Here is a 19052-nt window from a genome sequence, read left to right as displayed (position 1 = left end):
GGCTTTTTCGTATGTTGGTGCCGGTGAAGACAGGTACCGCTATCTACTAGTCGAGATGTTTGGGAGAGATGATGGATAGCAGTGTTCATCTTGATAATGTGGTCATGCGCTTTGGCCATTTCACGGCGGTCCAGAAGACCGATCTTAAAATCGAGTCAGGGGAGTTTTTCAGTTTTCTCGGCCCTTCGGGCTGTGGCAAAACCACGATCCTGAATATGATCAGCGGGTTCCTCGATCCCACTGAAGGGGCTGTTCACATCGGCGGCCGTAATATGCGGGAGGTGCCTGCCAATAAGCGCCCCACCTCTATGATTTTTCAGAATCTGGCCCTGTTTCCGCTCATGACGGTGGCGGAAAATATTGAATTTGGTCTGGAAGTCCGCGGGGTGAAAAAAGCTGAGCGGAAAAAAGCTTCGGACCGTCTGTTGGAGCTCGTGGCTCTGCAGGGAAGTGGTAAAAAGAAAGTCTCTGAACTTTCCGGCGGTCAGAAGCAGCGTATCGCCATTGCTCGTGCTCTGGCGGTGGAACCGCAGGTTCTGTTGTTGGATGAGCCTCTTTCCGCGCTGGATCTGAAGCTTCGCCAGCATATGCGGGCTGAGCTTAAGGAAATTCAGCGAAAAACCGGCATTACGTTTATCTATATCACCCATGATCAGGGTGAAGCGCTGACCATGTCAGACCGGGTGGCGGTAATGTCTGCCGGGAAACTGCAGCAGGTGGCGGACCCCATTACGCTCTACCGAGAACCCGCGACGGCTTTTGCGGCATCATTCGTAGGCGAGAACAATGGTCTCAAAGGTACCATCAAATCTGTTGATAACGGCCTGGCGGTAATTGACTGTGGTGCATTGGGCGTATTTCCCGGTAAGGCTGTCGGGGCATTGAGTGTTGGCGAGCAGGCAACGCTGTTTATTCGTCCGGAGCAGCTTTCCCTGGACCAGCAGGACCACCCGGCGAAAATTGCTGCCCGCATCGAAGAAATCAATTTCGAAGGTTCTTACCTTACATTGAATGCCCGAACGGACTGCTCACGTGATCTGGCTGTGCAGATCAGCTCAGAGCAATATACCGAAGCGTTGGTTCCCGGAGCTCAGACCACTTTGTCTTTCCGGCCGGAGGACGCGGTGGTGATTGCCGGAGGTGATCATGTTTAAGCAACTGGCCGGACGGTTCGGAGGAGGGCTGGCCGCCGGTATTATCGCGATGATCGCCGTCTGGCTCTTGGGTATGGTGATTCTGCCCCAGTTGCTGATGGTGGATTACTCTTTCCGTCCCAATTTGCTTCCGGCAGAGCTGGGTGGACCGAAAGATACCTATTCGCTGATCAATTACGAAACACTGTTTAACAATAGCATTCACTTGTCCATTTTCTTCAAGACCATTTGGTCGAGTGTTCTGGTCACGTTGCTGACTTTGGTTGTCAGTTATCCGCTGGCCTATTACCTGGCCAAGGTGGCAACGCCAAGGCAGGCAGCCCTGTGCATCCTGCTGCTGATTATTCCCTTTTGGATCAACGAGATACTGAGAACGTTCTCCTGGTATATCATCCTTGCCTACAAAGGTCCCCTCAACGCTTTACTGTTGGCTTTGGGGATGATTGACCGACCTGTACGCTTTCTATCCGGCGACGGCGGGGTCATGATTGGGATGGTGTACGCTTATATTCTGTTTATGATTTTCCCCTTGTACAACGCAATCGAGAGCCTTGATATCAACCAGATCAAGGCGGCGCGGAACCTTGGGGCAGGCTGGATCAGAACCCATTACCGGGTCATCATACCGCATGCCAAACCGGGGATTGCCACTGGTTGCATCATGACCTTCATGCTTGCTGCGGGAAGCTATGCGGTACCAGCGTTGCTGGGATCACCGGGCAGCCGCTGGTTTACCCAGATCATCTATAACTGGTTTTTTGAGGGCGGCAACTGGAATCAGGGCGCAGCCTACGCGTTTCTCCTCTTGATCCTCTGTATCGGGTTTATTGCTCTGATCATGAAAGTATTTAAAGTTGGGCTGGGGGATATCGCGAAATGAAGTCAGAGACAATTCTGCGTTGGGGAGTGCGCTTCTATATCGGAGTTTTCTTCCTCTACCTGTTTACTCCCCTGATCATTATGGGGATCGCCACCTTCAACGATAGCCGGTTCCCGACTGTTTCTCCCTGGAAAGGCGCCACGATGAAGTGGTTCGGGGTGCTGGCAGAGGACGGCGCCATGTGGGATGCATTGCTGACCAGTGTGATTGTGGCAATTGGGGTTCTGCTGGTAGCTGTTCCGATTGGGGTGTGTTGTGCGCTGTTTCTCTCTACTGTGCAGGGTCGGGGAAAATCATTCCTCTATTCCCTGATGATGTCACCTCTGTTGACTCCGGGCGTGATTGTCGGGATTTCCACGCTGATCTTCTGGAAGGGATTGTCTGTGAACGGTGGAATCGTTCTCACTGTCATCGCCCAGACAACCTTTATTGCAGCCTATGTCATGCTAATGATTCTGGCACGTTTGCAGCGTTTTGACCGAACGCTGGAGCAAGCGGCACAGAGCCTGGGAGCGACTCCCTGGCAAACTTTCAGGAGAGTGTTGCTGCCTTATCTGAAACCGGCGATTATCTCCGCCGCGGTAATCGCGTTCCTGCAGTCGTTTGAGAACTACAACACCACCTTGTTTGTGAAGGGGTACGATACCACTCTCACTGTCTATATCGCCTCAAAGGTCCGTACCGGATTGACACCTGCGGTGAATGCGCTGGGTCTGGTGATGATTGTGGCGACAGTTCTGCTGGCGATTGTGTATGAGGTTAAAAAACGGCGTGAGTCACGGGTGGTGAAGCTATAGTCCTGTAGGCCCGGTGATGTGGTGTCGGTAAATCGGATAGCCTTCGGCAGATCGGTTTACCGGTACAGCATCTGGGGGCCGAACTGCCTGCGGATAAAACCTTCGATGGGTTTCAGGGACTGGTCGGTGTGCTCAAAGCGTATGCCCAGCCTGGACCCCGCCCGCCAGACAACCCGGCCGACAACGGAGGCAAAGGATAGCCTCAGAGTGATATGCTGGCCCACTTCGACATTGTCGTTGAGGGTCAGCATCAATCCGCTCAGGGAGATGTTCTCAGTTGCCGCATAAACATTTCTCGGGCCAACTTCAGCCTGTACTTGCTCGATAAACCTGGCTCTGGGGCTACGACGGTTCCGACACACCAATTGCGCCCTGATTTCGTGGGCGAAAACAAAGCCGATGATGAATCCCATGGAGGCTCCGATCAGGCCTCCAAAAAAGGTGAATCCAACCGCTTCTGCAAACGTGAAGTTGGAGGCGGGAAACAGAACTGAGCGTCCCAGGCAGATTAACAGTGTGACGGTGCCGAGAATGGCTGCCTGATGGGTCGCAGTCCTCAACGGTGCCTGCCAGCGACCATTGCCGAGTATGAAATACTGTGTGTTGAGTAAGTTCCAGACGACCAATGTGGAGGCCGTTGCAGGTGACAGGGAGTACAGGTAGAACTGCGGCAAGAGCTCTCCCCGCAGACTGACCAGGTAGATGAAGGCGATCAGGTAGCTGACCATAAACGACCAGACATAGGATCTGACGGAGATTTCGTATTGGTCTTCCTCGAACATTTTTTCTGTCATGATGCCGGTCAGTATGGCTGAGAAAAACAAGATGGCCGTGGATTTCACCCAGGAGAGTATTGCCATAAAGGAGCCCGGACTGACTCTTTCCAGTTCTGTCATTGAAAACAGGTTGATAACCACTTCATAACTGATGGTCAGTAGCATCGACAGACCCACAATACCCGCCAGCATCAGCCAGAGTATGCCCTCCAGTTTAGGGCGGGTGTCTTTGTATGGGAGCTTGAGATTGTAACGCAGAAAAGTTCGGCGTTGGCTTTCTTCTGATGCACATTGAATCACGGTCATACGGGCAATACATTCGTAGATAATGTCCTGGAGTCTGTTCAGTTCATCTCCGTAGGTTTTTTCGGTGACGACATCAAGGTTGCCAACGGATAGCGCCAGACCGATCTCGTTCAGTCTTCTTTTCTTGTCATCCAGGTTTTGCAGATAATTTGCCAGCCCTTTGGGTTTGTCCGGTGCCTCTGTCTGAATTCTCTGCAGAAGATAGGCAATTTTGACGTAGAGGTGTTCAACGGATTTTTCTTCACCTGCGCCTTCAATAAAATCTTCGGGGGAAACCTGTTTGAGATGAATGTTGTTTTCCCTGAGATAATCCAGAATGGGAATAATGTCCCGGTCTTTAGGGGTAAAGGATCTTGGGTTGGCTTTCAGTGTGGCGATTTTTTCATACACCGCCTGGGGGATGCGGGCAGCGCGTTGAAGAAACGTCCGCCACCGGATCTCGTAGGTTTCGGCAGTGGGAATTTTTATTATCAGGTACACAATAATGGCCGATGCCAGAATGCTGCTGTCACCAAACTGCAGACGGATGCCATGGAGCAGAGGCACGGTGCTGTAAAAATCGCCGGCATAAGTTTCCAGAAACTGGAATAGAATCGATCCCATGGAACTCAGGAAGAACACTACGATCGTCATTGAACTGGAATAAATCAGGTAAAAGGCGGAAAACCGGCTAAAATGGGTATACTCCCTTGGGGGGCCGGAGTATAAAGGCTGTTCTTTGATTGGCCATTGGTTGAAACGCAGCCCGATGACCCCGAAAATAAACAGGAGTCCGAGAATGACGTCGTGCCAAAAATACTGGATGTCCATAACCTGTTCCTGATAATCAAAAACTGGCTGAAAAGCAGCACGCAGTTGATTCAGTAACAATTTGCTGACCGAGAACCCCTGTACTACAGACTAAACATCAGCAAAGCCTTGTAACAGATCGCATGCGGACACATCCTGCCCTAATGATTAAGTATAGACAGACTGACAGGAAATCCAGTGACTGCTCACTTTAGAGTGATGATTAACTTGCGCTGGAACCATCCTGTGACAGGTAATAATGCTTAAAGTGTTCATTGTAAACATGCCTGTGCTATACTTCGGTTTATTCAATTTCAACGCGAGGTGAGGCCTTGGAAAAATCTGCCGTTCTTGATACCCAGCAAAGCTATCACCATGGGAACCTGCGCCAGGAGCTGTTGGAAAAAGCGCTGGAACAGCTTAAACAGGTTGGGCCCGATAAAGTCTCATTACGCGCTCTGGCGCGGGATATTGGTGTCTCCCAGACTGCCCCATACCGTCATTTCTCAGATAAAAATGCTTTGTTGGCAGCTTTGGCTGCTCAGGGATACCAGGAATTGACCAGGGCGACTCTCGCGGCGTCAGAGAATTGTGAAGATTCAGCCCAGAAAATGTTGCAGGCGGGGCTTGCCTATATTCATTTCGCCCGCCATCACCCGGAGCTGTACAAACTGATGTTCGGTCCTGTCATCGAATGTCCGCTGGAATATCCGGATCTTGCCGAGGCTGGCCAGGGGGCATTTAAGGTCATCATGGCCATTTGTGAAGAGGGTGTGCAGGCCGAAATGTTTGTTAACCAGGACGCATCCCTGATCGCCCACTCTATCTGGGCCATGGTCCATGGTATTGCCAGCCTATGGATTGACGGTATGTATCAATGTACTGAACGTCAGCATGATGAGAGCCTGATTATCGATTCCCTGCAGTTGGCGTTGCATGGCGTACTTAAACGGGATGGAAACTAATCCTTTCTGGCGCTTCTTTGACAGCACACCTTAACTTTCTCCTGCTGGCTTTGCTGCTAGCAGTGCTTCTGTAGAAAAGCTCCTGTGACCCGGACAAACTTTCCGGGTTCATCAACCATCGGCATATGGCCACTCTTTTTGAAAGGGATAAAGTTTCCTCGGGTACATTGGTCGGCGATATATTTCTGACCCTGCCAGGGGTACATTGCCGATTTCATTCCTGCCAACACCCAGACGGGGAAATTTAGTGATGCCATGAGCGGGCGCATGTCGTAATCCTGTTGCAGATAGGCCCCCAGACAGGTGTTGTAAGCAAACCAGTGGCTGGCCGGTAGAATTTGATTGGCCAGCAGAGGAAAGCGCCAAAGTTGCCTGACCAGACGTCTTTGGGCCGGGCTTGAGACGGCATAGCCTACAAACTCACTCAGTTCATGTAGAAACGCCTGCTGGAAATCGTCGGGTAACTCGGCAAACAGGCAGTCAGGTCCGAATTCAGCGGCTGTCTTATGCAACTCTTCCAGAATCCTGAATCGCACCGCGCCGTCCCGGCCGAACATTCCATAATGCCAATCAGAGCTTTGATGAACAAAAGGAGATTGGTCAATATTCAGATAAGCCGTGATCTTGTTTTCCGGGTGCAACCGGAAGTACTGCATGGCAACAAAGGCTCCCATGGAGATGCCGGCGAGAGGAAGACCCGTCAATTGGTAATGTTCCATGATGTCATGTAGGTCTTCGGCATAATTGGTCAGCACACAATCAGAGTTATGGCTGACAGCAGCGGATTTTCCGAAGCCGCGCATGTCTGGCAGGTAGAAGCGATAACGATGTGACAACGGGAGTAAAAACGGTAGCCAATGGCCGGAGTGCATGCCAAAACCGTGCAGAAAAATTACCGGAGATCCCTTTCCAATAATGCGTACATAGACGGACTTTCCGTCACGCATAGGTACCCAGGGCATAGATGACTACCAGAAAACAACGATGATTCAATTATAGTTCAGGATCAAAGTGTCGGTGAGGCCCGTCTCCCGGGCTGGCAAGGGAGTCGCGCATCAGTGCCGTTGATAAACTGATAAGGGAACAAGGGGCATAGACTCGGCCCATTTCTTCAAATCAGTGAATGGGCCGAGTGGTATGTTTTTCAAATGCTGAAACTGGTAGAGAGCTTCTTCTCAACTAACTGGTTTTTGAGTTTGACGTAGTCAGGCACGCCGTTTTTGTAGGGAGGATAGGATTCGCCTTCGATAAGCGGTGCCAGATAGCGCCGGGCTTCTTCGGTGATGCCGAAGCCATCTTCACTGATGAAGTTCAGTGGCATTTTCTTTTCCACGTTGGCAATCTGGGACAAAGGAGCCTCACCGATGGACCAAAGATAGGGACTGTCCTGGTCCCTGACAATTACAGGCATCAGGGCGTTCTTGCCCTGTACAGCCAGCTCCACTGCAGCTTTGCCGACTGCGTAGGCCTGCTCCAGATCGGTCTGGGAAGATATGTGCCTTGCTGAGCGCTGCAGATAGTCTGCTACCGCCCAGTGATACTTGTAGCCCAGCTCTGATTTGATCATGTTGGCGATAAACGGAGCAACTCCACCCAATTGAGTATGGCCAAAGGCATCGGTCACACCGGCATCTGCCAGGAAACGACCGTCCTCGTACTGAGCCCCTTCTGACACCACGATTGAGCAGTAGCCATCACGTTTAACCACTTTGTCCACACGTTTGAGGAATTTATCCCGGTCAAAGGGCACCTCGGGGAACAGAATGATCTGAGGTGCTGGTTGCCCCTCGTGTTGAGCCAGACCACCCGCAGCGGCAATCCAGCCTGCGTGGCGCCCCATGACTTCCATGACGAATACTTTGGTTGACGACTCGCACATGGAAATAATATCCAGTGACGCTTCACGAATTGAGGTGGCGATATATTTGGCAACGGAACCGAATCCGGGACAGCAATCGGTAATCGGGAGATCATTGTCGACGGTTTTTGGAATGCCGATACAGGTGATCGGGTAGCCCAGAGTTTCACTGATCTGGGAGACTTTAAAAGCGGTGTCAGAGGAATCGCCACCACCGTTATAGAAGAAGTAGCCGATATTGTGGGCTTTGAAAACTTCGATCAGTCGCTCGTACTCGGCCTTTTGCGTCTTGATATCCTTGAGTTTGTAACGACAGGAACCAAAGGCTCCACCAGGAGTGTGTTTCAGCGCGGCGATATCTGTGTCGCTCTCCAGGCTGGTGTCGATCAGCTCTTCCCTTAGTGCTCCGATAATACCGTTATGGCCGGCGTAGACTTTGCCTATCTTGTCCGGGTGTTGCCGTGCCGCCTCGATGACCCCACAGGCTGAAGCATTGATGACCGAAGTCACACCGCCGGATTGGGCATAGAACGCGTTTTTTACCGTCATTTGGCTGGGGCCTCTCGTGTTTCTGGCTCAGTACGATTTGCGGGCGCATCATACGCGAAAATGTCGGCCTTTTCATGTCGGGAATCGCGCAATTTATCGACGATAGAGATGCGACTTATCATTGCTCTACAAGATTAGGATGCAACTGTTTGATTTTCTCAGCTTCCGGCTGGCATGAACCAAGCCCCTCAGTAATAATGTGTTCTTTACGTGTACATTTGGGTCAGGTATTGCGCCAAAGAATCTGAGTTCAGGTGCCAATTTAAAGAAATCGTCAGGTATCAGTGTAAAGAAATCATCATGCATATTCACATTTTAGGTATTTGCGGAACATTTATGGGGAGTCTGGCTCTCCTGGCCAAGGAGCTGGGGTATCGGGTCACCGGTTCCGACCAGCACGTTTACCCGCCCATGAGCACACAGTTGATGTCCCAGGGAATAGAGTTGCGCGAAGGATTCGAACCTTCCCATCTGGACCCGATGCCGGACATGGTGATTATCGGCAATGCCATGAGTCGGGGAAATCCATTGGTGGAATATGTTCTGAACAAAGGCATTCCCTATACCAGTGGCCCGCAGTGGCTGTCCGAGCATGTCCTGCAGGAGCGATGGGTGCTGGCTGTGGCGGGAACCCATGGTAAGACGACAACGACCTCCATGCTGGCCTGGATTCTGGATCAATGCGGGCTGGCTCCCGGCTTTCTGATCGGCGGTGTTCCTCTTGGATTCGGCGTTTCTGCCAGATTGGGGGATACCTCATTCTTCGTCATCGAGGCGGATGAATATGACAGCGCGTTTTTTGACAAGCGATCCAAGTTTGTTCACTACCGCCCGCGTACCCTGATCATCAACAACCTTGAATATGACCACGCTGATATCTTTGATGACCTGAAAGCGATCCAGACGCAGTTTCATCATGTGGTCAGGACGGTTCCGAGTCAGGGGGTGGTGATTTCACCCGGCGATGTGGAAGCGATAGAAGAAACATTGGCGCGGGGCTTGTGGAGTCCACGGGTCATCTATGCCCTCGATGATCCCTCGGCGGATTTATCTGCTAACTGTTTGGAACCTGACGGCAGCCGGTTTGAAGTGTTGTTGAAAGGCGAAAAAGTCGGGACGGTGGCGTGGGGAATGAGTGGACTCCATAACGTCCAGAATGCCCTGGCGGCATTGTTGGCGGCTCGCCATATAGGTGTAAAACCCCAGAACGGCATTCAGGCTCTCAATGAGTTTCCTGGCGTTAAGCGACGCCTGGAAAAACTGGGCGAATCTGATGGGGTTGTGGCTTATGATGATTTTGCCCACCACCCGACAGCCATCAAGACCACCTTGGAGGGATTGCGGAACCGGGTCGGTAATACGCCGGTCTGGGCTGTCATTGAGCCTCGCTCAAATACCATGAAGATGGGTGTGCACAAAGACACCTTATTGGCCTCTGCCGAGTTGGCGGATCAGGTTATCTGGGCCAATTTTGACCATTATGACTGGTTGGATCAGGCGGTAGCGAATGCCGGAGCCAAGCATCAGGTCCTGCATGATGTGGACAGCATCGAAAGCTTACTGAAGACGGTGAATGGTCCAGCACATGTTGTGTTGATGAGTAATGGCGGATTTCAGGGATTGCCGGGAAGGCTGAAGAAGTATCTGGACCTGACACTGGAGGTTTCCTGATGTCCGGCGCACAACTGCCTGGGACACCATTCAAGGGAACCTTTACTGTTGCCGTTACCGGCGCCTCCGGTTTTCAATACGGCTACCGTTTACTGGAAGTGCTCGTTGCCGCCGGCTATCAGGTGTTTGTCATGGTATCCAAAGCAGCTCACGTGGTGGCGGTAACTGAAGCGGACATGAAACTCCCGGCGCAGGCGGCAAAGTTGCAGCAGGTGTTATCTGAAAACCTGAATGCAGCACCTGATCAGATCCGGGTCTTTGGACGTGAAGACTGGATGGCGCCCGTGGCGTCCGGTTCCGGTTCGCCGGAACACATGGTGGTTTGTCCATGCAGCACCGGGACATTGTCGGCCATTGCCACTGGCGCGAGTAATAACCTGATCGAACGGGCAGCGGATGTGGTTTTGAAGGAGCAGAAAAAACTGATTCTGGTGCCCAGGGAAGCGCCCTTTTCCACTATCCATCTTGAAAACATGCTGAAACTTTCCCGCATGGGAGTCGTGATTTTACCGGCAGCACCAGGGTTTTATCATAAGCCTCAGTCGGTCAATGATATGGTGGATTTTATCGTAGCAAGGATTCTCAGCCATCTGGGGGTTGAACAATCACTGATGCCAAGATGGGGCCGCGAAGGTTCGACACCGGACTGACAGGCTTCGGGGGTAGGCATGCAAACAGACACATAATGTTGGAATGACGATGAGTATTGAGTGGAAGAACACGCCTGCGGCTATCTGGCGACAATTGAAAGGCTCCCTGCGGGCCGTCAGAACCATAGACCCCATTCGCCTGGATCAACTCCTGGGGATCGATGATCAGAAGCAAACCCTGGTACGTAATACGGAAAAATTTATTGCTGGCCTCCCCGCCAACAATGTTCTCTTATGGGGTTCTCGCGGCACCGGTAAGTCATCCATGATCAAAGCGCTGTTGAATGAATATTTTGATCAGGGCCTGCGTATTGTGGAAGTGGATAAGGATGATCTGGTTTACCTGCCTGAGATTGTAGACGAGGTCCGCGATCAACCTCAGCGCTTCATTGTGTATTGTGATGACCTGTCTTTTGAAGCGGGCGAAAAGACCTATAAAGCTCTGAAGAGTGTTCTCGAAGGCTCAATCGAATCACCTCCTGAGAACGTCTTGATTTACGCGACCTCAAACCGGCGCCACCTGATGCCGGAGTACATGTCGGAGAATCTGACATCGCAGGTGGTGGATACCGAGATTCACCACGGCGAGGCCATTGAAGAAAAAATTTCCCTGTCAGACCGGTTCGGTTTGTGGATTTCGTTTTATCCGTTCAATCAGGATCGATATCTGGAAATAATCGATCACTACTTTCAGGATTATGAGGGCGATCGCAAAGAGCTGCATCGTCATGCTATCCAGTTTGCGTTGCAACGTGGCGGACGCAGTGGACGAGCCGCTTTCCAGTTTTACAAAAACAGCGTTGAAAAGTGAGTGATAGCCCAGACAATACTGTGACCATAGAAGGGGCCTCGACGACGAAAAGCAGCCCCTCCGGTAGAAGCAGAATCCGAAATGTCCTGATTCTGGGGACCTTGCTGGGAATCGTCCTGGCATTGCTCGCCAGTTGGTGGAGCGCGCCTCAATGGATACCTCCTCTGGCGGAGGAACTGGCTGACCGGGCCGGGGTTCAGATTCGTCGTCTGGATATGGGACGTCCCGGTTGGGGAGGGTGGCTCATTAGTGATCTTCAACTGGAGGTCGAGGGTAATGCCTTTCAGGTTTCCGATATGGTATTGGGCTGGAAATGTTGCCAGAACGTGGAACAATCACTTTCTGCCAGTATCCAGCATCTTGAAGTCTTGGTAAAGACCTCCGACTCGTCAGAGTCAAAGTCCTTTGTGGCCGTTTCAGCCTTGTTGCAAACCCTGCATCAACGTATTCCATTTCTTTCTGTGTCAGTCGATTCCATGGAGTTGTTCAGTGTGAATGAAGAAGGCACAAAACTCTTTGATGAAAAGTCCCCGGATAAGCTGTCCCCTGGTGGATCTTCCTCCAGGTCAAAGTTATGGGATGCTCCCGTAAGCATGGAATTGAAGCGTAAACCACAGGAGTTGGCGCTGACTGTCAAAACCGATTATCTGGGTCAACTCATAGAAACCGATATGAGCTGGACCTTTCCCGGTCAAATGCAGGTAGCTGCCAGCTTTTCCAATGCAGAGGTATCGCTGGAAGGGAAGCTGTCGGATCGTGGTCTCTGGGAATTTCAGGGAGCCCATTTTATCGACATCCCGACAGTTGCCATATTCACCATGCCTGATGTCCCTCTTAAGCGGCACTTTGAGACACTCCTGGCAAAAGGTTCTTTCAGGTTGACCCTGCCGGATGTTCTCTTTTCCGCACCATGGACGCTGGAGGTTGAAAATAACGTTCTGGGCAAAATCGTTGAGCCGCAGATGACAATAGAGGGAGAACAAAAGGTGATCTTGAATGGTACGCGTGCCCCCGAACACTTTAAGCTTTCGCCTCCGACGCTGAATGTGCAACTAGCCCCAGGCTCTCTTCAGGAATGGCTGCAAGTTATTCAGCAAGGGGCGAATTTTCTGCCTGCTGAGTCTATCGCGAAACGATGGCAGCTGGCCCTAAACAGAGGATTCGACTGTGATTTACCTGTTTCTGAAGAATGTTGGCAGACGCTACCACTGAAGCTTTCTTCGCTGGGAAATCGGGGCACGTTGGCTGCAGAAGCGGATGCGACTGTGAAACTATCGGAGGGCGAAAGCTTTTTGCAGCTTGAACTGGCGATTACTCAGTCCGAGAGTCGGCCTCTGGCGCGGTTTCCGAAAACGGCCAGTATAAGCGGCAAGGTTCGCCTGGATCACATCTCCGATACACAGGTATCTGGAGTAGGGCCTGTAACCTTCAACTGGGGAGCCTGGGAATTTCCGCTATCAGATGATCATCCTAATCGTTCGCCTCTGCGGTCCGATGGGACCCTGTCGCTGAAGAAATTCTCCATCAATTTGGCAGATTCCGGTGGGATGAATCTGAGCAGCGATGTGACACTGGATGCTTCTCTAACCCACAAACAGCAATCTCTTCCTTTGAAACTTGAGGCACCTCTCAATGTCCAGCCAGGGAAAGTGATATTGGGACGGGGCACATTGAATAGTCTGGGGCTGCGACAGACGATTGAGGCGAATTACGATCTGGCACAACAGAAAGGCTGGTTGTCACTCCAGGGAGATGGCACATTCAAAAATCTGGCCTGGATTCAATCCTGGGTTCCTGCATGGAAAAAAGAGCTGAAAGTCAGTCCGGGAAGCCTGAATCATGTCAGTTTTATCAATATCGATCTGCAGCGGTCTCCTATGATTCAAGGGCGAACCCAGGGGCAATTGGAGAAATGGGGAGTTGAGATGGATCCCCGCTATGTGAGAAATATCGCCGCCCGTGCCGATGTTCAGTTCACTGAAAATGATCTGCGATTCGTTTCGCCTCTGGAGCTTTCTGCCGATAATGCATTGGCTTCGGTTCCACTGATCAATCTATCGTCGAATCTCAAGGGAAGTATCCGCTGGGCAGAAGGACTGCATTGTGATCTGCAGTTGATGTCAGCAGGGCTGGAGACTTTCGGTGGGAGTCTGACGTTACTGAAAGAAGCGCCCATTGATTGCCCTCTGACGACCTTCTTGCCGATTCAGCTGAAGGATCTGGATCTGGGACAACTTGTGGCGGTTGAGAATGAAAATGTCCAGGCCACCGGTAAAATTGCCGGTTTTCTGCCTATCAACATTCATCAGGGGCAGTTCTCTATTAGTGGCGGTCAGGTGGCTGCTCAGGCGCCGGGGACTGTCAAGTTACTGGATGTTCCCCAGTGGCGTCAGATGGCTGGAGAAAACCAGGCTGTGATGTTCGCTGTGGATGCGTTGCAAAACTTTCACTATCAATCGCTGACCAGCAGTGTGGACTATGCACCAGAAGGCAAGTTAATGCTGGGAGTGGCCATGAAGGGATCTAATCCTGATTTTCGCAATGGTACGCCAGTCAACTACAACCTGAACGTTGAAAGTAATATTATTTCTCTGTTGAGGAGTCTGGAAATTCCTGATGACTTGATAAAGAGACTGGAAGAACGTTACATGCAATAGTCTGTTACGTTGAATTCCTTAGAAACAGGCTCTCTTCAGGCTGCGTCTGTATGCTCCATGTAATTTGGGCAGAAAGGCCGATTCAGCTTGTATTCATACAGATGAGCTATGGTATAAGGGCATGGAAAATTATAAGGGTCGGTCGAATCGACACCTTTTTCTAAACAGGCTAGTTTTTGAAAGCTAGTATTTGTTAAAGAGAAGTTTTAGAAAAACAGTCAGTCGTCAGAGCAAATGCTGGCAGTCTAGAAATGCAGCCGCAAGCACAGGCTGATGAACCAGGGATTAATTGAATATGCAAAAAGTATTTTCGGGCGTCGTGATTCTGCTTTTACTTTCGGCTTGCACGCCGAGGGTGGAGGTGGCAGTTCCTGATAAGCCTATCACCATAAATCTCAACGTCAAAATCGAGCATGAGGTCAAGGTGAAAGTGGAGAAAGACCTGGAAGATCTGTTTGATGAAGAAGACGCGATCTTTTAACCGGTGGGACTTTTGAAAGCTGGTATTTGAAGGCTAAGGTCGAGAATTGAAGGTGAGAGCTATGAACGGATTTGAGAAAACCATGATGAAATTTAAAGCCCTGTTACTTGTTGTGACCCTGTTATTTGCCGGGGGCGCTCTGGCATTGGAACTGGATGAGGCCAAAGCCAAAGGTTTGGTCGGTGAGCAGGCTGACGGCTATGTTGGTGCGGTGAAGCCATCTCCTGAGGTTAATGCATTAGTCGCGGATATCAACGGCAAACGTGCAAAAGCCTATGCCCGAATCGGCCAGAAGAACGGTGTGGCAGTGGACAAAGTTGGGGAGTTGGCCGCCAAGAAACTGATCAACAAAGCCGGTCCGAATGAATACGTTAAGACCCCGTCCGGTACCTGGGTGTTGAAGAAAGAAATTAAATAATCCCTGATTGATCCCATTGATAACGATGTGTCTGGAAAGTATTGACTTGTTATCAATGGGACTCGTTTATTTTCCTGTCACCTGAACAATGTCCCTGAATTCCGGGTCATTGATGCTGTAAGCGGCGCCAAAGCCTTTAACAAACCTTCCTGATCTGAAAACTAGCCGGAGCAGACTGAAGTCCGGTAAACTCCGCAGTATTCCAACAGTATTTCCAAGCCTGTTCTCCATAACTTCCAATATCTCAGCATATTCCTCTGCGTCAGCCGGGACCGATTCCACTCCGGCGTCAATCATCAGACGGGTACGTGCAAACAGATTTCGGGCCTGGGCTTCATCCTCAATCAGCATGATGCCGCACTGTTTCCGCTCGATCAGGTTGCGCGTGTGGGGCGCGAGTGCGCTGACGAAAATATAGAAGCACGAAGATTGATAGACAAATGGGGTGTAGCTGGCTTCAGGCTGGCCTGTAGCGTTGAGTGTGGCCATCTGAAGAGATTTTAGCCGGTCAATCAGAGTAAGTATTTCTTCCCTTATTTCTGGATTGCCTGGCTGGTGTGGATTCTCTGGCATGGAGGATTCCGTATTATTGGTCGAAAGTGCCGATACGTTAACCCCAGTCCCGATATCTCACAAGTCCTGTATATGACTGTTTTCGTCAGTCGTTATGACTGTTTTCACCATTGGCTAAAATATAGGTTGAGAGGACACTAGAAGTCGTATTGCCCAATATAATAAAAGCGAGGTGCACTTTATGATGTCACGGCCATTATTTGATTCGGATACGGAAGGTTTTCGCGACGCATTCAGAAAATTCCTGGAACAGGAAGCGGTTCCGCACCACAGTGAATGGGAGAAGAACGGACAGATAGACCGTGCTCTATGGACCAAAGCTGGTGAAATGGGATTTTTGTGCCCTGATATGCCTGAGCAATACGGAGGAGCAGAGACAGACTTCCGCTTTAACACTGTGGTGGCGGAGGAAATTGCAAGATACGGGCTGTCAGGGATTGGCTTCAGTCTTCATTCAGACATTGTGGCGCCCTATATCCTGCATTATGGTTCCGAGGCTCAGAAAGAGAAGTATCTGCCAAGGCTGGCCAAGGGAGAAATGGTTGGCGCCATTGCTATGACCGAACCTGGTGCTGGATCGGATTTGCAGGGGGTGAAGAGTACTGCGATCAAGCAGGGAGATCATTATATCCTGAATGGTTCGAAGACCTTCATCACCAACGGGCAACTTGCGGATCTGGTGATAGTGGTTGCCAAAACGGATCCGAAAGAAGGCGCGAAGGGAACCAGTCTGTTTCTGGTGGAAACTGCCTGGGAAGGTTTCAGCAAAGGGAAAAACCTGGAAAAGGTGGGGATGAAGGCACAGGATACTTCCGAGCTGTTTTTTCAGGATATCAAAGTACCCGCAGAGAACCTGCTGGGGGCGGAAAACAGTGGATTTGCGGCGCTTATGAACGAACTGCCTCAGGAAAGGCTTCTGGTGGGAATCTCGGCGATTGCCGGTTGCGAGGCGGCCCTGGATTGGACAATCGGGTATTGCAAGGAGCGACAGGCCTTCGGCAAACCGGTGATGGCGTTCCAGAACACCCGGTTCAAACTGGCCGAACTGAAAGCGGAAATTACCGCAGGCCGCTGCTTTCTGGATCGTTGTCTGGAGCTGCATATGGAAAAGAAACTGGATATTCCTACGGCGGCTATGCTCAAGCAGTGGACAACGGACCTGCAATGTAAAGTAATGGATGAATGTGTGCAGCTACATGGCGGTTATGGGTATATGTGGGAATATCCGATCGCTAGGGCCTGGGCGGATTCCAGGGTGCAGAGAATCTATGCGGGAACCAATGAAATCATGAAAGAGATCGTAGCTCGCTCGCTTTAAGGTGGGTTTCGATATTCCGGGGCGGGTCAGAGAACCAGCCCCAGAATCAGCAGGCTGTACTTTTCTCCATCGATCTCAGCCACATCCGGTAATTCGCCCCACTTCACAAAGCCGTATTTCTGGAACAGGCTGATACTTGGTTCGTTGTGCGCGAATATGAATGCCACCAGTCTGTTGAGACCAATCTGCAGAGCGCTGTTGATTGCATGGCGCAGCAGACAATCCCCATGGCCGGCCCCCCGACTGTCCTCATGCATGTAAATGCTGATTTCGGCAGTCCCCGAATAAGCCGGACGACCGTAAAAGTCCTCGAAGCTTAACCATCCGATAACCTTGCTTTCCTGTTCCATGACAAAAAGTGGCCGCTTTTTGCTGTGTCGGTGATACCAGTTTCTGCGACTTTCAACTGAGACGGGTTCGATATCTGCTGTGACCTTACGGGATCCCACCGTAGAGTTGTAGATATCAACGATTGTAGGCAGGTCTTGTTCGGTGGCGATGCGGATCTTTACTTCCATACTGTCCTGTCAGTGACTGATGTGTTTGGGATGAGTTTGGTTCTGGATTTTGATTGATGAGGTAAGTGTAGTCCTTAAATCTCATGCTGACATAGTGTAGCTGATTCATATTCGGCCGGCTGTTTAACGTTCTTTTACATAAATTAAAACACATGTTTGAAACGTTTGTATTAAACTTGTGTTTCAATGTTGGCAGTTCCATGAATTGCGGGATTGATGAATGAACCGCAATGTCCTGGTATCAAGCCCTGGAAGTGCAGAAAGAGCTTCTAAGTGCAAATAGATCCTGGAAGTTGAAAGAGAGGGCTACGTGAAAGAGCAACGTTGGATGATCATCATCGCAATATTACTGGCAATTCTTTTATCTTATGAGGCATTTGCCAAGGAACGATTTTCGGTGGATCAGGATACGGCAGAGGCCTTTACCGGCAGTTATCTGGTAGATGGTAATAAAATCCGTTTTCAAAGCAGTCTGATCGATTCTGACAAAGTGCTGTTCTCTGTTGATATCAACGGCAGTCTGCGTGAAGCCACACTGCATCTGGATCAATGTGGTCAGTCCTACAGCGGGCGCTACCAGAGCTGCGCAAGGAATATTGAATTCAGTCAGGCGGCTGTCATGCCTTTGTCCATGGAGCAACAGGTGCTGATGTACGATACCATGAATACCGTATCTGAATACTTTGTGACCCAGCCGAGAGAGTTGCACTCACCGGCATTGGTACTGGTGAGCGCAATGGGATACTGGTCCTTACGTTAAGCTTGCTCCGTCAGATGTCATTCAGTTCTGTGCCAGTTGTTGACTATGGCCGTTCAGCCAGTTACCTACATGAGACGCCGCATTCAGCAGAATCGATAAGTGCGTTTCGTTCTTCAGTAATTCGTTCTTCTGTAACCAGGGATCGCGGCCATTTCTTTTGATAAACATTTTGGTGCGGCCTCCCTGTACCAACTCATCCTTAGATCCGGTAAAGACCACAAAAGGTTTACGAATTTTCCGGATCTGTAGAGCTGTATTTTCTGGTGTCATGGCCTGCAGAGTCGTCTGGCTTAGTTCAGTGACCACTCCGGGATAGTTGACCTTCAAAGAGTGGGGATAATTCAGAGACAGGGCCACACAATGCTTGCAGGCGAGGCCAAATGTCGCCTTGTTGTATATCCCGGTGGTCGCGTCCCCTTCCATAAATGCGGGATCTGTTCTGCGGTTCAGATTGGCGTCATTACCAAAATTGGGAGACAGGAACACCATACCATCGACCGGTACTTTGGGATTTTCGCTAATGTAGTTAAGAACGAGTGCTGCACCAGTCGCGTGTCCACCAAGATAAATGGGTAAATCGTGGTGTTCAAAATGGAGATATTCCAGCATGGTGTCAATGTCTTCCCAGAACATATCCACGGAAGGAGAATCACCACGATCACCGGAAGATTCGCCATGCCCCCTGAGATCTGCCATATAAACAGCCATGCGGTGATTTCGGGCAAGCTCGTAGGCCAGGCTGGGGTACCCGATAGCGCTGTGAAGGCCGGCGCTGTGATAAAACAGTAGTACGCCCTGAGGATCACGAGGCTGGTAAAGACGAAATGCCAACCTGGCGCCGTCTGATGCACTGATAAACTGCACTTCTGCAAGAGGGGCTGCACTGGGTTTCAGTACTTTGTGGTCGATGGGGGAAGAGCCTGCCAAGCTGAGATTTGAGAATGCGAGCAAAGTGGTACTCATGGCAGTCAAAAGCAAAGCTCTGAACACATTACTTGATGAAGGCATATCCACGCCTCTATTTTATTTGTTATGAGGTTGTTGTCCGGAACCGCTTCAGGTCCGTTCTATCATTTTTTTGCGGCATCTGGTGTGCGCTTTTTTGGGTAGACTAGCCTAAT

General features: G+C 50.6%; 18 protein-coding genes. 12 read left to right on the top strand and 6 right to left on the bottom strand.

Translation table 11 applies throughout. The features are described from left to right. Positions 1–71: 71 nt before the first annotated feature. The 3 genes from F566_RS0121490 to F566_RS0121480 are packed head-to-tail and all read left to right on the top strand — an operon-like array spanning position 72 to position 2831. Complete coding sequence (locus F566_RS0121490) at positions 72–1154, top strand: ABC transporter ATP-binding protein (RefSeq protein WP_026180204.1); 1083 nt, start codon at positions 72–74, stop codon at positions 1152–1154. Continuing rightward, positions 1147–2034, top strand: coding sequence for an ABC transporter permease (locus F566_RS0121485; protein WP_020409095.1), 888 nt, complete (start codon positions 1147–1149; stop codon positions 2032–2034). Before F566_RS0121490 ends, F566_RS0121485 begins: the two co-directional genes overlap by 8 nt. Continuing rightward, the gene (locus F566_RS0121480) at positions 2031–2831 is read left to right on the top strand and encodes an ABC transporter permease (protein WP_020409094.1); all 801 of its coding nucleotides are present in this window, start codon (positions 2031–2033) and stop codon (positions 2829–2831) included. Before F566_RS0121485 ends, F566_RS0121480 begins: the two co-directional genes overlap by 4 nt. Before the next feature lie 56 nt (positions 2832–2887). Here the strand turns inward: F566_RS0121480 and F566_RS0121475 are convergent, their stop codons facing one another. Further along, positions 2888–4723 (bottom strand): PilZ domain-containing protein, encoded by a 1836-nt coding sequence (locus F566_RS0121475; RefSeq protein ID WP_157496973.1) that lies wholly within the window; start codon positions 4721–4723, stop codon positions 2888–2890. Between the two features lie 311 nt (positions 4724–5034). Here F566_RS0121475 and F566_RS0121470 point away from each other — a divergent pair, with 311 nt between their 5' ends. Next, the gene (locus tag F566_RS0121470) at positions 5035–5667 is read left to right on the top strand and encodes a TetR/AcrR family transcriptional regulator (RefSeq protein ID WP_020409092.1); all 633 of its coding nucleotides are present in this window, start codon (positions 5035–5037) and stop codon (positions 5665–5667) included. Positions 5668–5723: 56 nt separating this feature from the next. Here F566_RS0121470 and F566_RS0121465 read toward each other — a convergent pair whose 3' ends face one another. Both F566_RS0121465 and F566_RS0121460 read right to left on the bottom strand, forming a co-directional pair. Continuing rightward, positions 5724–6629, bottom strand: a complete 906-nt coding sequence (locus tag F566_RS0121465; protein ID WP_020409091.1) for an alpha/beta fold hydrolase — start codon at positions 6627–6629, stop codon at positions 5724–5726. Between the two features lie 182 nt (positions 6630–6811). After that, positions 6812–8074 carry a 6-phosphofructokinase gene (locus F566_RS0121460; RefSeq protein ID WP_020409090.1) on the bottom strand — a complete coding sequence of 421 codons (1263 nt, stop codon included), beginning with the start codon at positions 8072–8074 and terminating at the stop codon, positions 6812–6814. Between the two features lie 300 nt (positions 8075–8374). Between F566_RS0121460 and mpl the strand changes: the two genes are divergently transcribed. The 6 genes from mpl to F566_RS0121430 all read left to right on the top strand — a co-directional run bounded on the left by mpl (position 8375) and on the right by F566_RS0121430 (position 14762). After that, entirely contained in the window at positions 8375–9745 is a 1371-nt protein-coding gene (gene mpl / locus F566_RS0121455) for a UDP-N-acetylmuramate:L-alanyl-gamma-D-glutamyl-meso-diaminopimelate ligase (protein WP_020409089.1), read from the top strand. Next, complete coding sequence (locus F566_RS0121450) at positions 9745–10395, top strand: flavin prenyltransferase UbiX (protein ID WP_020409088.1); 651 nt, start codon at positions 9745–9747, stop codon at positions 10393–10395. Before mpl ends, F566_RS0121450 begins: the two co-directional genes overlap by 1 nt. A gap of 49 nt (positions 10396–10444) precedes the next feature. Then, complete coding sequence (locus F566_RS0121445; RefSeq protein WP_020409087.1) at positions 10445–11206, top strand: ATP-binding protein; 762 nt, start codon at positions 10445–10447, stop codon at positions 11204–11206. Next, on the top strand, positions 11203–13863 hold the full coding sequence (locus tag F566_RS0121440) for an intermembrane phospholipid transport YdbH family protein (protein ID WP_026180203.1): 2661 nt from the start codon (positions 11203–11205) through the stop codon (positions 13861–13863). The genes F566_RS0121445 and F566_RS0121440 overlap by 4 nt, the downstream gene beginning before the upstream one ends. A 295-nt stretch (positions 13864–14158) precedes the next feature. Continuing rightward, positions 14159–14344, top strand: coding sequence for a YnbE family lipoprotein (locus tag F566_RS0121435; protein WP_020409085.1), 186 nt, complete (start codon positions 14159–14161; stop codon positions 14342–14344). Between the two features lie 61 nt (positions 14345–14405). Next, positions 14406–14762 carry a YdbL family probable chaperone protein gene (locus tag F566_RS0121430; RefSeq protein WP_020409084.1) on the top strand — a complete coding sequence of 119 codons (357 nt, stop codon included), beginning with the start codon at positions 14406–14408 and terminating at the stop codon, positions 14760–14762. A 66-nt stretch (positions 14763–14828) separates the two neighbouring features. On the opposite strand, the gene F566_RS33715 is transcribed toward F566_RS0121430, so the two are convergent. Beyond that, a complete protein-coding gene (locus tag F566_RS33715; protein ID WP_020409083.1) occupies positions 14829–15335 on the bottom strand; it encodes a HugZ family pyridoxamine 5'-phosphate oxidase in 507 nt (168 codons plus the stop codon). Between the two features lie 181 nt (positions 15336–15516). On the opposite strand from F566_RS33715, the gene F566_RS0121420 reads away from it, so the two are divergent. Then, the gene (locus tag F566_RS0121420; RefSeq protein ID WP_020409082.1) at positions 15517–16653 is read left to right on the top strand and encodes an acyl-CoA dehydrogenase family protein; all 1137 of its coding nucleotides are present in this window, start codon (positions 15517–15519) and stop codon (positions 16651–16653) included. Positions 16654–16679: 26 nt separating this feature from the next. Here the strand turns inward: F566_RS0121420 and F566_RS0121415 are convergent, their stop codons facing one another. Continuing rightward, entirely contained in the window at positions 16680–17171 is a 492-nt protein-coding gene (locus tag F566_RS0121415; RefSeq protein ID WP_020409081.1) for a GNAT family N-acetyltransferase, read from the bottom strand. 310 nt (positions 17172–17481) lie between these two features. On the opposite strand from F566_RS0121415, the gene F566_RS0121410 reads away from it, so the two are divergent. Then, positions 17482–17931: a hypothetical protein gene (locus tag F566_RS0121410; protein ID WP_020409080.1), complete on the top strand. Its 450-nt coding sequence runs from the start codon at positions 17482–17484 to the stop codon at positions 17929–17931. Positions 17932–17952: 21 nt separating this feature from the next. Here F566_RS0121410 and F566_RS0121405 read toward each other — a convergent pair whose 3' ends face one another. Next, a complete protein-coding gene (locus tag F566_RS0121405) occupies positions 17953–18939 on the bottom strand; it encodes an alpha/beta hydrolase (RefSeq protein WP_020409079.1) in 987 nt (328 codons plus the stop codon). Positions 18940–19052: the final 113 nt, after the last annotated feature.

This window comes from Hahella ganghwensis DSM 17046 (assembly GCF_000376785.1).
Taxonomy (GTDB): domain Bacteria; phylum Pseudomonadota; class Gammaproteobacteria; order Pseudomonadales; family Oleiphilaceae; genus Hahella; species Hahella ganghwensis.
This window is presented reverse-complemented; position numbering and strand designations above follow the sequence as displayed.